Below are 14558 nucleotides of genomic sequence, written 5' to 3' on the forward strand. Positions count from 1 at the left end.
GCGTGGCGGTCGAGGGCAGAGCCGCGGCGCTCGAGGCGCTGGCGCAGGGGCGCGGCGCGGTCGTGTGGCAGCGGCTGATCGCCGACGTCGAGACCCCGGTTTCGGCCGCGCTCAAGCTCATCGAGCCCGGACGCGGCGACTGGGTGCTCGAATCGGTCGAAAGCGGCGAGACGCGCGGCCGTTACAGCCTGATCGGGCTCGACCCCGACCTGCTCTTCGAGGTCACCGGCGACGCCGCGCGCATCAACCGCAACTGGCGCCGCGACCGCACCGCGTTCCAGCCGCTCGATGAGGGCGCGTTGCAAGCGTTGCGCGACCTCGTCGCCGAATGCCGCTTCGACGTACCGGACGCGCTGCCGAAGGCGCTTGCCACGCTCGTCGGCTTCTTCGCCTACGAAACGATCGGCCTCGTCGAGCGTATTCCGCGCGCGCCGGGCGCGGGCCTCGGCCTGCCCGACATGGTGTTCATGCGGCCGACGGTGATCCTCGTCTTCGATCGCCTCGCCGACGAGCTCTTCCTGATCGCGCCGATCTGGCCCGATCCCGAAGGGGCCATCGACCGGATGATCGAAGCGGCGCAGGACCGGCTCGACGATGTCGCCGCGCGCCTGTCGAGCGCGAGCGCGCACGCCGACCGCGCCACCACCGACGCCCTGCCCGCCGACATCGCTGCGAACCCCGCAACCAGTCCGGCCGACTTTGCGAAGATGGTCGCCGCGGCCAAGGAATATATCGCCGCGGGCGACATCTTTCAGGTCGTCCTCTCGCAGCGCTTCTCGACCCCGTTCGACCTGCCGCCCTTCGACCTCTATCGCGCGCTTCGTCGCATCAACCCCTCGCCCTTCCTCTATTTCCTCGACCTGCCCGGCTTCGCGATCATCGGCTCGTCTCCCGAGATCCTTGTCCGGGTCCGCGACGGCGAGATCACGATCCGGCCCATCGCCGGTACGCGCCCGCGCGGTCGCACGAGCGCCGAAGACGCCGAAAATCGCGAAAGCCTGCTCGCCGACCCCAAGGAGCGCGCCGAGCATCTGATGCTGCTCGACCTCGGCCGCAACGACGTCGGCCGCGCGGCGGTGGGCGGCAGCGTGACCGTCACCGACAGCTACACGGTCGAATTCTACAGCCACGTCATGCACATCGTCTCGAACGTCATCGGCCGCATCGCGCCCGACAAGGACGCGATCGACGCGCTCTTCGCGGGCTTCCCCGCCGGCACCGTCAGCGGCGCGCCGAAAGTGCGCGCGTGCCAGATCATCGCCGAACTCGAAGCCGACGCACGCGGGCCTTACGCGGGCGGCGTCGGCTATTTCGCGCCCGACGGCAATATGGACAGTTGCATCGTCCTCAGGACCGCGATCGTGAAGGACGGCGAAATGCACGTCCAGGCGGGCGCCGGCATCGTCGCCGACAGCGACCCCGCCTATGAACAACGCGAGTGCGAGGCCAAGGCCGGCGCGCTCTTCGCCGCCGCACGCGAGGCGGTGCGGCTGGCGGGCGCACCGGGTTACGGGCAATAGCCGATCACGCCGAGTGGGTGCGCCCTTTCAATCGTCCGGCCCTACTTCATTCCATTTCTAAAACCCGCTAACCCTCCTCCCATGCGCAAACTCCTCGCCCCGCTCGCCCTGCTGCTCGCCAGCATCGCCCCCGCTCAGGCCCAGACCGTCGAAGGCGCCGTCGAGGGCGACGCGATCCTCAAGGATTTCACCTTCGGCACCGGCGAAAAGCTGCCCGAAATCAGGATGCACTATACGACGCTCGGGACCCCGCAGCGCGACAAAAAGGGCAATGTCACCAACGCCGTGATGATCCTCCACGGCACCGGCGGCACCGGCAAGCAATTCTTCCAGCCGCAATTCGCAAACGAGCTCTTCGGCCCCGGCCAATTGCTCGACACCGGCAAATATTATGTCATCCTGCCCGACAATCTCGGTCACGGCGGCTCGTCGAAGCCCAGCGACGGCCTCCGGATGCGGTTCCCCAAATATGATTATGACGACATGGTCGCCGCGCAATATCGGATGCTGACCGAAAAGCTCGGCGTGAAGAAGCTCAAGCTCATCCTCGGCACCTCGATGGGCTGTATGCACGCCTTCGTCTGGGGCGAAACGCATCCGGGCTTCGCCGAACGCCTCGCGCCCTTTGCCTGCCAGCCGGTCGAGATCGCGGGCGAGAACCGCATGTGGCGCACGCTGACGATCGACGCGATCAAGGCCGATCCGCTGTGGAAGGACGGCAATTACACCGACCCGCCGCTCGGCGGCCTGCGCACCGCCGCCTCGCTCACGATGATCGCGGGCGCAAACCCCTATGCGCTGCAGGCGCAATATCCGACCCGCGTCGCGGCGGAAAAATACAAGGACGAGGCCTTCGCACGCACCTTCGCACGCAACGATGCGAACGACACGATCTATCAGCTTGATTCGTCGCGCAATTACAATCCGTGGCCGAACCTCGAAAAGATCACCGTGCCGGTGCTCTGGATCAACTCGGCGGACGATTTCATCAACCCGCCGGGCTTTTCCTACCCCGAAGAGGGTGTGAAGCGGATGCCCCGCGCGCGCTATATCCTGATCCCCGCGAGCGCCGAGACGAAGGGCCACGGCACGCACACTTGGGCGAAATTCTGGAAGGACGATCTGGCGAAACTGATGGCGGAGTAATCGATCCTCCCCGTGGCGAAGCCTTGCGGAGGGGGAGTGCAGGGAGTGGCGGAGGGGCGCGACCTCGCGCCATAGCCCCTGCCTCAGCGCTGCGGGCTGCCACCTCCCAACCACATCTCGCGCGCTGCAAAGGACATATTGCTTCACTCGGCGTCGTTGACCCATTAGGGCCACCCCATGATCCTCGTCATCGACAATTATGACAGCTTCACCTTCAACCTCGTTCATTATCTGATCGAGCTGGGGGCGGAGGTGCGCGTCGAGCGCAACGACGCGCTGACCGCCGCCCAGGCACTGGCGACGGGGGCCTCGGCCTTCCTCATCTCGCCCGGCCCCTGCACCCCGAACGAGGCCGGCGTCAGCCTCGACCTCGTCGCCGCCTGCGCCGAAGCGAACAAGCCGCTCCTTGGCGTCTGCCTCGGCCATCAGGCGATCGGCCAGCATTTCGGCGGGATCGTCCAGCGCGGCCACCTGATGCACGGCAAGACCTCGCCCGTGTGCCACGACGGCACCGGCCTGTTCACCGACCTGCCTTCGCCGCTCACCGCGACGCGCTATCACAGCCTCGAGGTCGTCGACATTCCCATGTGTCTCGCGATCAACGCGACCAGCGACGACGGCGCGGCGATGGGCTTCCGCCACGTCGAGCTGCCGATCCATGGCGTGCAATTCCACCCCGAAAGCATCGCGACCGAGCATGGCCATGCGATGCTCGCGAACTTCCTGACGCTTGCGGGACTGCCGGTGGCGGCGCGGCAGGCGGCATGAGCCGTTTCGGTCCGCTTCCCGATCCCGCCGAACTGCTCGATCATGACGAGGCCGCGGACGCTTTCGCCGCCATTCTCGACGGCACCGCCAGCGACGAGGCGATCACCGAATTCCTGATCGCGCTGGCCGAGCGCGGCGAAACGATGGTCGAAATCGCCGCCGCGGCGCAGGCGATGCGCGACCGGATGATCCCGATCGATGCGCCAGCCGGGGCGATCGACGTCTGCGGCACCGGCGGTGACGGGCACCATACGCTCAACGTCTCGACGGCGGTCGCCATCGTCGTCGCGGCGTGCGAAGTTCCTGTGGCAAAGCATGGAAATCGTGCCGCTTCCTCCAAATCGGGGGCCGCCGACACGCTCGAAGCGCTCGGCCTCGACATGGAACGCGCGGCGCAGATGGCCGAAGCGCAGCTCGCCGACCTCGGCATCTGCTTCCTGTTCGCCGCGCACCACCATCCGGCGATGAAGCACATCATGCCGATCCGCAGGGCGATCGGCCGCCGCACCATCTTCAACCTGATGGGCCCGCTCGCCAACCCCGCGCGCGTCACCCGCCAGCTCGTCGGCATCGCGCGCCCTGCCTATGTCCCCGTCTATGCCGAGGCGCTGCACCGGCTGGGCACGGACCATTCGCGGGTGATTTCGGGCGACGAAGGGCTCGACGAACTTTCGCTCGCCGGCGGCAACGAGGTTGCGATCGTCACGCGCGGGAATGTCCGTATGCAGCGAAGCGTCGCCGCCGACGCGGGGCTTCCGACCCATCCCATTTCGGCGATCCGTGGCGGCGATGCGCGAGAAAACGCCCGCGCGCTGCGCAGCCTCCTGCAGGGCGAACGGAACGCCTATCGCGACGCCGTGCTCTACAATGCCGCCGAAGCGCTCATCGTCGCCGGAGCGGTCGAAAACCGCATCGACGGGGTCGAGGAAGCCGCCGAGGCCATCGACAAGGGGCTTGCCAACGCGCTCCTCAATTGCTGGATCGCCTATAAATGAACCAACCCTATCTCGTCATTGCGAGCGAAGCGAAGCAATCCAGAGCGGCTTGCGTCCGCTCCGGATTGCCGCGGGCCTTTGGCCTTCGCAATGACGGAAAGAAGGAACAAATGCGGTGAACAAGCTCACCGAAATCCTCGCGACCAAGGCCGAAGAAGTCGCGGCCCGGCGGCAGGCCTACTCAATCGCCGATCTCGACCGTGTCGACGCCGGCGCTCCGCGCGGCTTTCAAGCCGCCCTGCAGGCAAAGATCGACGCCGGGGGCTATGCCCTGATTGCGGAAATCAAGAAAGCATCGCCTTCCAAGGGATTGATTCGCAAAGACTTCAATCCCGCCGACCATGCCCGCGCCTACGCCGCCGGAGGCGCGGCCTGCCTCTCGGTGCTGACCGATGCCCTCTATTTTCAGGGCCACGAGGAATTCCTGATCGCCGCGCGCACCGCGTGCGATCTGCCCGTCCTCCGCAAGGATTTCATGATCGACCCCTGGCAGGTCGCCGAAGCGCGCTCGATCGGCGCCGATGCGATCCTGATCATCGTCGCGGCACTGGGTGACGGCGCCATGCGCGAGATCGAGGCCGCCGCGTTCGAGCGCGGCATGGACGTGCTCGTCGAAGTCCACGACGAGGCCGAACTCGACCGCGCGCTTACGCAGCTCGAATCGCGCCTGATCGGCGTCAACAACCGCGACCTGCGCACCTTCGAGACCGACCTCGCCGTCACCGAACGCCTCGCGACGCTGGTGCCTGCAGGGACGTTGCTCGTCGGCGAAAGCGGTATCGCAAGCCACGCCGACTGCGAGCGGCTCGCCCGCAGCGGGGTGCGCACCTTCCTCGTCGGTGAAAGCCTGATGCGCCAGGACGACGTCACCACGGCGACAAGGGCATTGCTGGAGGGCTGACATTGGAGTCCGCTTTGGGGTGGGAGCGGCCCTTCAAATCCTCCCCGCTTGCGGGGAGGATATTATGACCGCAACCGGTCGTCTCCTCCCATTCCCCTTGCCTTTCCGGCCCCGCCTTGCTTCGCTCCCGGCGATGAAACCCAAACCGACTCATCTCGACGACACCGGCGCCGCGCATTTGGTCGATGTCGGGGCGAAGCCCGCCACCGGGCGGCGCGCCGTCGCGGGCGGCCGGATCACGATGTCAGCCGATGCGCTCGCCGCGATCCGCAGTGGCAATGCGCCCAAGGGCGACGTCCTCTCGACCGCGCGCATCGCCGGCATCATGGCCGCCAAGCGCACGGCCGATCTGATCCCGCTCTGCCACCCGCTTGCGCTCACCCAAGTGTCGGTCGAGTTCGCATGGGAAAGCACCGGCATCGCCGTGCGCGCCACCTCCGCGACGACCGGTCCGACCGGCGTCGAGATGGAGGCGCTCACGGCGGCATCGGTCGCGCTCCTGACACTCTACGACATGGCGAAGGCGCTCGACCGCGCGATGATCCTCGGCGATATCCGCCTGCTCGAAAAGAGCGGCGGTCGCTCGGGCGACTGGCGCGCCGAATGAGCGGCCTGCTCGCGGTCGAGGAAGCGCAGGCCCGACTGCTGGCCCTGCGACGGCCGCTCGGTAGCGAGAATGTCATATTTTCCCAGTCGCTTGGACGATATCTCTCGCAGGACATCCTCGCCCAGCGGGACCAGCCTTCGGCCGACCTGTCGGCGATGGACGGCTACGCGATCCGCGGCGCCGACCTTCCCGGCCCGTGGGCGGTAACCGGCGAAATCGCCGCGGGAGGCGTGCCATCCCAGCGTGTCGGCGCCGGCGAGGCGATGCGCATCTTTACCGGCGCGATGCTTCCCGAGGGCGCCGACACGATCGTGATCCAGGAGGATGCCATTATCGGGGGCACGCATTTGCGCCTCGCCGCCGCTGACGCGATCCGGCCGGGCCAGCACGTCCGGTCGCGCGCGAGCGACTTTCCGGCGGGCGCGCGCCTTGTCGCCGCAGGAACCCGCGTCACCCCCGGCGTCATTGCCGCGGCGATCATGAGCGGCGCCGCGCAGGTGACGGCAGGCACCCGCCCGCGCGTCGCGATCCTGACCACCGGCGACGAGCTCGTCCAGCCGGGCCATGCGCTCGCGCCCGGCCAGATCCCCGACAGCAACGGCACGATGCTCGCGGCGATGCTCGGGATCGAGCCCGCAAATGTCTCGCTACCGCTGCACATTCGCGATGACCGGCTGATGATATCGCGTGTTCTCAAGGATCTGGCGCGACGTCACGACGTCATCGTCACCGTCGGCGGCGCGTCGGTCGGCGATCATGATCATGTCCGCGGCGCGCTTGAGGATGCTGGCGGCTCGGTCGATTTCTGGAAGATCGCGATGCGCCCGGGCAAGCCGCTGCTCGCCGGCCGGATCGGCGACACCATATTGCTCGGCCTGCCGGGCAACCCCTCGTCCGCCTTTGTCACGGCGACGCTGTTCCTCCTCCCTCTGGTTCGCCACCTCGCCGGGGCGCGCGCGCCGCTGCCCGAGGTTCGGCGCGCCCCGCTGGCCGCCGCGCTCGGCCCCGGCGGCAAGCGGCGCGACTATCTCCGCGCGCGGCTGGAGGGCGGCCTGCTGTCGGTCTTCGACGGACAGGATAGCGGCCGCACGCTGCCGCTCGCCGAAGCGAATGCGCTGGCGATCCGCGACATCGCTGCGCCGGCTCGCACGGTCGGCGAACAGGCGGACTATATCGCTATCGCTTGACAAGTTCCGATTTGTTCCACTATCGTTCTCTCTATGTCCGAAACTGACATCATGGAGAACAAGTGATGTTGACCGCGAAGCAGCACGAACTGCTCCAATTCATCCAGCAGCGCCTTGACGCGAGCGGCATTTCGCCGTCTTTCGAGGAAATGAAGGAAGCGCTGGGTCTGAAGTCGAAATCGGGTATCCATCGCCTGATAAGCGCTTTGGAAGAAAGGGGTTTTCTCCGCCGCCTGCCCAACCGCGCCCGCGCGCTCGAGGTATTGAAGGTTCCCGAGGCGGCGAAGTCGCAGGTGCGCAACGATAATGTAGTTCCGCTCCGCAAGCCCGCCCCTTCGCTCAAGCCTATCGCCGCGAACGACATCATCGAGGTGCCGCTGCATGGAAAGATCGCGGCCGGCGTCCCGATCGAGGCGTTCGAGGATCACAACCAGCTCGCGGTTCCCGCCGCGCTGCTCGGCGCCGGCGAACATTATGCGCTCGAGGTTTCGGGCGATTCGATGGTCGAGGCGGGGATTTTCGACGGCGACTATGCGCTGATCCAGAAGGTCAGCACCGCTCGCGAGGGCGATATCGTCGTCGCGCTCGTCGACGGACAGGATGCGACGCTCAAATATTTCCGCCGCGAAGGCAAGATGATCCGGCTCGATCCGGCAAACAGTTCTTACGAACCCCAGCGTTATGAGGCCGGCCGCGTCATCGTGCAAGGGCGGCTTTCGGGACTGCTTCGTCGTTACCACTGACCTGCGGCGCATTGCGCCACGGATGGCCGTCTCCCGCCGTCAGCGCGGCGACGGCCTTCGGCTTTTCGCCAAGGTAGATGGCAAGCCCGCCGCTTTCCGCCAGGCTGTCGCGGTCGATCGTCAGCCAGCGCCCGACGCATTCGCGCGGTAGCCAACGGTCGCTGATCACCACATCGGCGGCGGCACAGGCGGGCGCCATCACGCTTCCCTCGATCCGGTCGCGGCCGCGCGAGGCGAGGATGATGCGCCCTCCCTGGATCCAGCGGCAGAAATCGACATTGCACTCGACATGGTCGAGCGCGGCGAGCGCGCCCAGTGGAGCATCGCTGCCGCCCGCTTCGTTCATCGTGTCGCGAACGAAATCGCCGGCGCGGTCGCGCAGCAGCGCATAACCGCCGCCGGGGACGGCAGCGGCGATGTTGCGGCCATCGGCGGTGACCAGCAGATCGGGGCGCGGCTGCTGGGCAAGCACCGCCATGCCAGCGAGCAGCGGCGCGAGCCCCCACCAGCGCCATGATCGCTGCCAGACGAGAATCCACAACCCGCCCGCCACCGCCAGCGCGAAGGCCCATGGCGGAAACCGCGGCAATGTCGCGACCGCACCCGGCGCGTCGGCGACATGATGCGCGAGCGCGATCAGCAGTCGCAGCGCCTGCTCGGCAATCCACCAGAAGGGCGCCCCCAGCCCCGCACTGTCGAACAGCAGTGCGAGCGCCTCGAACGGCATGACAACGAAGGTCGTCAGCGGAATCGCGACGACATTGGCCAGCGCGCCGTAAAGCCCGGCTTTGTGGAAATGGAACAGCGCGATCGGCGCCAGCGCGACCTCGACCACCAGCCCGGTGACGAGCAGCCCGGCGATCCCGCGCCCCCAACGTCGCACCAGCCCCTCGTCGCGGCGCGCCATGAAGCGCTGCATGACGGGGCTTTCGTGCAGTACGACGATCGCCGTCACCGCCGCGAAGCTCAGCTGGAAGCTCGGCCCGACGAGCGACTCGGGCCGCCAGACGAGCACGAGCAGAGCCCCCGCCGCGACCAACCGCAACGTCAGCGCCTCGCGCCCCATCAGCAAGGCGACAAGCACCAGCAGCGCCGCGATCAGCGATCGCAACGTCGGCACCTCGGCGCCCGCGAGCCAGGTATAGCCCGCCCCCGCCAGCGCCCCGGCCGCCGCCGCAAGCGGCAGCACATATCCGCCCAGCGCCAGGCGCGGGCTCAGCGCGAGCAGCCGCCGCGCAAACAGCATCGCAAATCCGATCACCGCGGTGACATGCAACCCGCTGATCGATAGCAGGTGCGCCAGCCCGCTTCGCCGCATCGCCTCTTCATCCTCGGCGGAGATCGCCCCCCGGTCGCCGGTGACGAGCGCCGCCGCAATGCCGCCCGGCGAACCCTCGATCTGGCGGTGGATATGTTCGCTCAGCCGGGCACGCAGCGGTTGTCCGCCCTGCCCGGCGTCCGGCGCGCGCGAAATATCGCCCAATACCGTCCCCACCGCACCGATCCGGTCGAACCACGCCCGCTGCGCAAAATCATAGCTTCCGGGCAGGCTTGCGGCCGGGGGCGGCATCAACCGCGCGCGCAGCCCGACCCGTTCGCCCGGCACGATCGTGCTGCCCGCCTGGTCGCGCAGCGTGACGCGGACCCGCGGCGGCAGGTCGTCGCGTCCGCGCGGGCGCAGGATCAGCCGCGTCTCGCCCTTCGCCGGCAGCGGCTCGACGGCCTCGACCTCGGCTGAAAAGGCCGTCGTCGCGGGCTGCGCCAGCACCGGCGCGCCGACCCATGTCGCGCGCGCCCATATCAGCAGCACCCCGATGGCCGTCATGCCGCAGCCCGCCACGACCATGCGGCCGATCCGGCTCGACCATCCGATGAGCAACCCCGCCAGGCCGCCGCTCGCAAGCAGGAACAGCAAGCCGATCCAGTGCGCCGCCGCAGGCAAGGCGAACCATGCCGCGATGCCCGTGCCGAGCGCCACGGGCAGCCACAACCCCGTCCGTTCCCGCTCGCTGTCGAGTCGCGCTTCGATGCGGTTCAAAACGCGGCGCAGCGGCGCCGCAAAGCGCAGGCCAATGGGCGTTTGAAGCCGCCTTGTCGCCATGCTAGGGGCTGCCCCGACCTCCGACCCTCAAGGGCGGCAGAATGAAAGAAAGAGGCCAAGGTGGCAACCGAAACCCCAACCGATCTGGCAGAAGCGACCGGCGCAGACGTCGTGACACGCTTCGCCCCCTCCCCGACCGGCTATCTCCATATCGGCGGCGCGCGCACCGCGCTGTTCAACTGGCTGTTCGCGCGGCACCACGGCGGCAAATTCCTGCTCCGTATCGAGGATACCGACCGCGCACGCTCGACCGATGCGGCGATCGACGCGATCCTCGACGGGATGCAATGGCTCGACCTCGATTGGGACGGCGAGACCGTCTATCAATTCGCGCGCGCGCCGCGCCATGCCGAGGTCGCCCGCGAACTGCTTGCGAAGGGCGAGGCTTATCGCTGCTATCTGACGCAGGACGAACTCGCCGCGATGCGCGCCGAGGCGCAGGAGAAGCGCATTCCCTTTCGTGTCCGCAGCCCCTGGCGCGACCGCGACGACGGCGATCCGGCGATCCCGCACGTCATCCGCCTGAAGGCGCCGCAGGACGGTGAGGTGACGATCCACGACCGCGTGCAGGGCGCGGTCACCGTCCAGAATGCCGAGCTCGACGACTTCATCCTGCTCCGCAGCGACGGTACGCCGACCTATATGCTCAGCGTCGTCGTCGATGACAATGACATGGGGATCACCCACGTCATCCGCGGCGACGATCATCTCAATAATGCCTTCCGCCAGCTCGCGCTGATCCGCGCGATGAACTGGCGCCAGCCCGTTTACGCCCATGTGCCGCTGATCCACGGCGCCGACGGCGCGAAGCTGTCGAAGCGCCACGGCGCGCTCGGCGTCGACGCCTATCGCGACGAGCTTGGCTATCTGCCCGAGGCGATCAGCAACTATCTTCTCCGCCTCGGCTGGGGGCATGGCGATGCCGAGATCATCAGCCGCGCGCAAGCGGTCGAATGGTTCGACCTCGCCCATGTCGGCCGCTCGCCGTCGCGTTTCGACTTCAAGAAGCTCGAAAATCTCAACGGCCACTATATCCGCGAAGCCGATGATGCCCGCCTCGCCGGCCTTGTTGCGCCGCGGGTCGAAACGCTCGTCGGCCGCGCGCTCGGCGACGCCGATCGTGCCCTGCTCACCCGCGTGATGGAATCGTTGAAGCCGCGCGCCAGGACCCTCGACGAAATCGCCGAAGGCGCGCTTTTCCTCTTTGAAACCCTGCCGCTGACGGTGGACGATAAGGCGGCACAGGTGCTAAGGGATGCACCGGAGGGAGTGCTCGCCAGCGTCACCGAAAAGCTGCGGAGCCTGAACGACTGGACTGGCGAAGCGATCGAAGCCGCGGTTCGCGAGACGAGCGAGTCGGCGGGACTCGGGCTCGGCAAGCTGGCCCAGCCGCTGCGCGCTGCGCTGACCGGGCGCACGGTGTCGCCCGGGATTTTCGACGTGTTGCTGCTGCTCGGCCGTGACGCGAGCCTGGCGCGACTTGACGCAGCGCACAATTATCCGGCAGGGGCGTAACGCAACGTCTCCCGCCCTATCAACAGGGGAAGAAAATGACCGATACTGCAAAGATCACCCTGGGCGACACCATTGTCGAGAATCCCGTGCTCAAGGGCACGGTCGGCCCCGATGTCGTCGATATTCGCAAATTCTACGCCCAGACCGGCGCCTTCACCTATGATCCGGGCTTCACCTCGACCGCGAGTTGCGAATCGCAGATCACCTACATCGACGGCGACGAGGGCGTGCTCCTCCACCGCGGCTATGCGATCGGCGACCTCGCCGAAAATTCCAGCTTCATGGAAGTCTGCTACCTGCTGCTCAACGGCGAATTGCCGAATGCGCAGGAACTGGCCGATTTCGACAATACGATCACGCGCCACACGATGCTGCACGAACAGCTCGCGACCTTCTATCGCGGCTTCCGTCGCGACGCGCACCCGATGGCCGTCATGTGCGGCGTGGTTGGCGCGCTCTCGGCCTTCTATCACGACTCGACCGAGATTCACGACCCGCACCAGCGCATGGTCGCCAGCCACCGGCTGATCGCGAAGATGCCGACGATTGCGGCGATGGCGTATAAATATTCGATCGGTCAGCCCTTCGTCTATCCGCGCAACGACCTCAGCTACACCGGCAATTTCCTGCGCATGACCTTCGGCGTACCCGCCGAGGAATATGAGGTGGTTCCCGCCGTCGAGCGGGCGCTCGACCGCATCTTCATCCTTCATGCCGATCACGAACAGAATGCGTCGACCTCGACCGTCCGCCTTGCGGGCTCGTCGGGCGCCAATCCCTTCGCGTGCATCGCGGCGGGCATCGCCTGCCTGTGGGGCCCCGCGCACGGCGGCGCGAACGAGGCGGCGCTCAACATGCTGCGCGAAATCGGCCGTCCGGAACGCATTCCCGAATATATCGCGCGCGCGAAGGACAAGGATGATCCGTTCCGCCTGATGGGCTTCGGTCACCGCGTGTACAAAAACTATGACCCGCGCGCGACCGTGATGCAAAAGACGGTGCGCGAGGTGTTCGACGCGCTCAAGGTCAACGACCCGGTGTTCGAGGTCGCGCTGCAGCTCGAGGAAATGGCGCTCAACGACAGCTATTTCGTCGAAAAGAAGCTGTTCCCGAACGTCGACTTCTATTCGGGCGTGATCCTCTCGGCGATCGGCTTCCCCACGACGATGTTCACCGCGCTGTTCGCGCTCGCCCGCACCGTCGGCTGGGTCGCGCAGTGGAACGAAATGATCTCGGACCCCGCGCAGAAGATCGGCCGTCCGCGCCAGCTCTACACCGGCCCGACGCACCGTCCGTATGTGCCGGTCGACCAGCGCTAAGCCCGGTCAGGTCAACGACAATGGCAAAGGGGGCCGTTTTGCGGCCCCCTTTTTCGTGGGCAGACAGCGGGCAACGGGCGGTCACGGCCCTCAGCCGAGCTTTCTCATACCGGACTTGATCCGGCGCCCATAAGGTTAGTTCGCCTTATGCTTGCGGAAGATGTCGGCGAGCATCCGGAACTCGTCGGCGCGCGGGCTGCCCTTGCGCCAGACGAGCGCAATGGTGCGCCAGTCGTGGTCCGAATCGAGCGGGCGCGTGTCGATGTCGGTGTGATCGAGTATCCCCGCCTCGATCGCCATCTGCGGCAGCATCGTGATGCCAAGGCCGTTGTCGACCATCTGGACGAGGGTGTGGAGCGATGTACCCATCATGCGCGCGCCGGCGCGCAGTTCGGGGCGGTTGCAAGCCGCAAGCGCGTGATCCTTCAGGCAATGGCCGTCCTCGAGCATCAGCATCTGCGCGGGGTCGAGCTGGTCGGCGCTGACCATCGCGGGGAGTTCCTCGGCCCGGTCGCCCGGGAAGGCCACGAACAGCGCGTCGTCGAACAATGTCTCGCTCTCGACGTCGCCGCACGCATAGGGGAGCGCGAGGAGGACGCAATCGACCATCCCGTGGTGGAGCGACTCGCACGCCTGCGCGCTCGGCTCCTCGCGGAGAAACAGCTTGAGCGACGGGCGTTCCTTGCGCAGGCGCGGAAGCAGGCCGGGAAGCAGAAAGGGCGCGATCGTGGGGATCACGCTCATGCGGAGCTCGCCGACGAGCGGGGCAGCGGCGGCGGCCGCCATATCGGCCAATTCCTCGGCCTCGCGCAGCACACGATGCGCCTTGTCGACGATCGCGTTGCCAAGCGTGGTGAAGCGGACGACGCGGCGGGTGCGTTCGACCAGCGTCTGGCCGAGCAGCGTCTCAAGCTCGCGAATCCCCGCCGACAGCGTCGACTGCGTCACGTTGCACGCGTCGGCGGCACGTCCGAAATGGCCGTGCTCATGGAGCGCGACGAGATATTGCATCTGCTTCAGCGAAGGGAGGTAATTGTGCATTGATCGGATATAGCCATGGATTTTTCATTTTTGAACAGTTTGCGCGATATATATATTCGCGACCATATTGGTGGCGTTTTCCGCTGGCGCGCGACGTCCTGTGCTAGCTAAGTCGCAGGACGGAGGGCTTTATGGCGGTTTCGCGATTCCTGATCGGCGGCATGGCCAGCGCGCTGTTGCTGACCGGCGGGCTATTCCTGTGGAAGGGCTACAGCCAGATCGCCGAGGACGAGGTGCTGCCCGAACCGCCGCCGGCCTTGCCCGCGATCCCGGTCGCGGGAGCCGGCGCGCCGAAGCGCGGACCGGCGCCGCCCGAGCTGCCCGCCGCCAAAGAAGCGTCGCGCGAGGAACGGCGCTTCAACCGCTTCGATCGCGACCGGAACAACCGCATCAGTCGGGTCGAGCTGATGTCGTCGCGCACGGCGGGATTTCGCAAGCTCGACAAGGACGGCAACAATCTGCTGACCTTCGAGGAATGGGCGGCAGCGACGGGCGAGCGCTTCGCGGGGGCCGATGCCGACAAGTCGGGCGACCTGACCCGCGCCGAGTTCGCAACGACCGCGCCGAAGCGGGCCGTAAAGGCGAAGTGCAGCTGCTGAGAAAATAGGGCTCGGGCGCAGTGTCCGGAAACGACCGAAAGCTGCCCTATCCATCATCGTCACCCCGGACTTGATCCGGGGTCCATGACTTCAGCGCTGCGGTGGATCCCGGATCA

At 66.9% G+C, this 14558-nt stretch carries 13 protein-coding genes; 11 read left to right on the forward strand and 2 right to left on the reverse strand.

Annotated elements, in window-relative coordinates; all coding sequences use genetic code 11:
- Nucleotides 1-2 precede the first annotated feature (2 nt).
- The 8 genes from trpE (at nucleotide 3) to lexA (ending at nucleotide 7867) form a co-directional block, all read left to right on the forward strand.
- Nucleotides 3-1520, forward strand: a complete 1518-nt coding sequence (trpE, locus tag J1N50_RS17070) for an anthranilate synthase component I (protein ID WP_215355963.1) — start codon at nucleotides 3-5, stop codon at nucleotides 1518-1520.
- Between the two features lie 81 nt (nucleotides 1521-1601).
- The gene (locus J1N50_RS17075; protein ID WP_215355966.1) at nucleotides 1602-2666 is read left to right on the forward strand and encodes an alpha/beta fold hydrolase; all 1065 of its coding nucleotides are present in this window, start codon (nucleotides 1602-1604) and stop codon (nucleotides 2664-2666) included.
- A gap of 177 nt (nucleotides 2667-2843) precedes the next feature.
- Nucleotides 2844-3434: an anthranilate synthase component II gene (locus J1N50_RS17080; protein ID WP_215355968.1), complete on the forward strand. Its 591-nt coding sequence runs from the start codon at nucleotides 2844-2846 to the stop codon at nucleotides 3432-3434.
- Nucleotides 3431-4429: an anthranilate phosphoribosyltransferase gene (trpD, locus tag J1N50_RS17085; protein WP_215355970.1), complete on the forward strand. Its 999-nt coding sequence runs from the start codon at nucleotides 3431-3433 to the stop codon at nucleotides 4427-4429. The genes J1N50_RS17080 and trpD overlap by 4 nt, the downstream gene beginning before the upstream one ends.
- Nucleotides 4430-4544: 115 nt before the next feature.
- Entirely contained in the window at nucleotides 4545-5330 is a 786-nt protein-coding gene (trpC, locus tag J1N50_RS17090) for an indole-3-glycerol phosphate synthase TrpC (RefSeq protein WP_215355973.1), read from the forward strand.
- Between the two features lie 133 nt (nucleotides 5331-5463).
- Nucleotides 5464-5937 carry a cyclic pyranopterin monophosphate synthase MoaC gene (moaC, locus tag J1N50_RS17095; protein ID WP_215355975.1) on the forward strand — a complete coding sequence of 158 codons (474 nt, stop codon included), beginning with the start codon at nucleotides 5464-5466 and terminating at the stop codon, nucleotides 5935-5937.
- Nucleotides 5934-7124 carry a molybdopterin molybdotransferase MoeA gene (locus J1N50_RS17100; RefSeq protein WP_215355977.1) on the forward strand — a complete coding sequence of 397 codons (1191 nt, stop codon included), beginning with the start codon at nucleotides 5934-5936 and terminating at the stop codon, nucleotides 7122-7124. The genes moaC and J1N50_RS17100 overlap by 4 nt, the downstream gene beginning before the upstream one ends.
- Nucleotides 7125-7189: 65 nt before the next feature.
- Nucleotides 7190-7867, forward strand: a complete 678-nt coding sequence (gene lexA, locus J1N50_RS17105) for a transcriptional repressor LexA (protein ID WP_215355979.1) — start codon at nucleotides 7190-7192, stop codon at nucleotides 7865-7867.
- Here the strand turns inward: lexA and J1N50_RS17110 are convergent.
- Entirely contained in the window at nucleotides 7821-9905 is a 2085-nt protein-coding gene (locus tag J1N50_RS17110; RefSeq protein WP_246553711.1) for a ComEC/Rec2 family competence protein, read from the reverse strand. The two genes, lexA and J1N50_RS17110, sit on opposite strands and share 47 nt — an antisense overlap.
- A gap of 123 nt (nucleotides 9906-10028) precedes the next feature.
- On the opposite strand from J1N50_RS17110, the gene gltX reads away from it, so the two are divergent.
- Nucleotides 10029-11483 (forward strand): glutamate--tRNA ligase, encoded by a 1455-nt coding sequence (gene gltX, locus J1N50_RS17115; RefSeq protein ID WP_215355984.1) that lies wholly within the window; start codon nucleotides 10029-10031, stop codon nucleotides 11481-11483.
- Between the two features lie 35 nt (nucleotides 11484-11518).
- Nucleotides 11519-12802, forward strand: coding sequence for a citrate synthase (locus J1N50_RS17120; RefSeq protein ID WP_215355986.1), 1284 nt, complete (start codon nucleotides 11519-11521; stop codon nucleotides 12800-12802).
- Nucleotides 12803-12937: 135 nt separating this feature from the next.
- Here J1N50_RS17120 and J1N50_RS17125 read toward each other — a convergent pair whose 3' ends face one another.
- Nucleotides 12938-13843, reverse strand: a complete 906-nt coding sequence (locus J1N50_RS17125) for a hydrogen peroxide-inducible genes activator (RefSeq protein ID WP_215355988.1) — start codon at nucleotides 13841-13843, stop codon at nucleotides 12938-12940.
- Nucleotides 13844-13974: 131 nt separating this feature from the next.
- Between J1N50_RS17125 and J1N50_RS17130 the strand changes: the two genes are divergently transcribed.
- On the forward strand, nucleotides 13975-14442 hold the full coding sequence (locus J1N50_RS17130; protein ID WP_215355990.1) for an EF-hand domain-containing protein: 468 nt from the start codon (nucleotides 13975-13977) through the stop codon (nucleotides 14440-14442).
- Nucleotides 14443-14558 lie beyond the last annotated feature (116 nt).

Source organism: Sphingopyxis soli, assembly GCF_018682675.1.
Lineage (GTDB): Bacteria > Pseudomonadota > Alphaproteobacteria > Sphingomonadales > Sphingomonadaceae > Sphingopyxis > Sphingopyxis soli.

Coding starts and splice junctions, on each gene's coding strand:
- J1N50_RS17120 (WP_215355986.1), top strand. CDS start 11,519: ATGACCGATACTGCAAAGATCACCCTGGGCGACACCATTGTCGAGAAT.
- J1N50_RS17075 (WP_215355966.1), top strand. CDS start 1,602: ATGCGCAAACTCCTCGCCCCGCTCGCCCTGCTGCTCGCCAGCATCGCC.
- J1N50_RS17100 (WP_215355977.1), top strand. CDS start 5,934: ATGAGCGGCCTGCTCGCGGTCGAGGAAGCGCAGGCCCGACTGCTGGCC.
- lexA (WP_215355979.1), top strand. CDS start 7,190: ATGTTGACCGCGAAGCAGCACGAACTGCTCCAATTCATCCAGCAGCGC.
- J1N50_RS17080 (WP_215355968.1), top strand. CDS start 2,844: ATGATCCTCGTCATCGACAATTATGACAGCTTCACCTTCAACCTCGTT.
- J1N50_RS17130 (WP_215355990.1), top strand. CDS start 13,975: ATGGCGGTTTCGCGATTCCTGATCGGCGGCATGGCCAGCGCGCTGTTG.
- J1N50_RS17125 (WP_215355988.1), bottom strand. CDS start 13,843: ATGCACAATTACCTCCCTTCGCTGAAGCAGATGCAATATCTCGTCGCG.
- trpD (WP_215355970.1), top strand. CDS start 3,431: ATGAGCCGTTTCGGTCCGCTTCCCGATCCCGCCGAACTGCTCGATCAT.
- moaC (WP_215355975.1), top strand. CDS start 5,464: ATGAAACCCAAACCGACTCATCTCGACGACACCGGCGCCGCGCATTTG.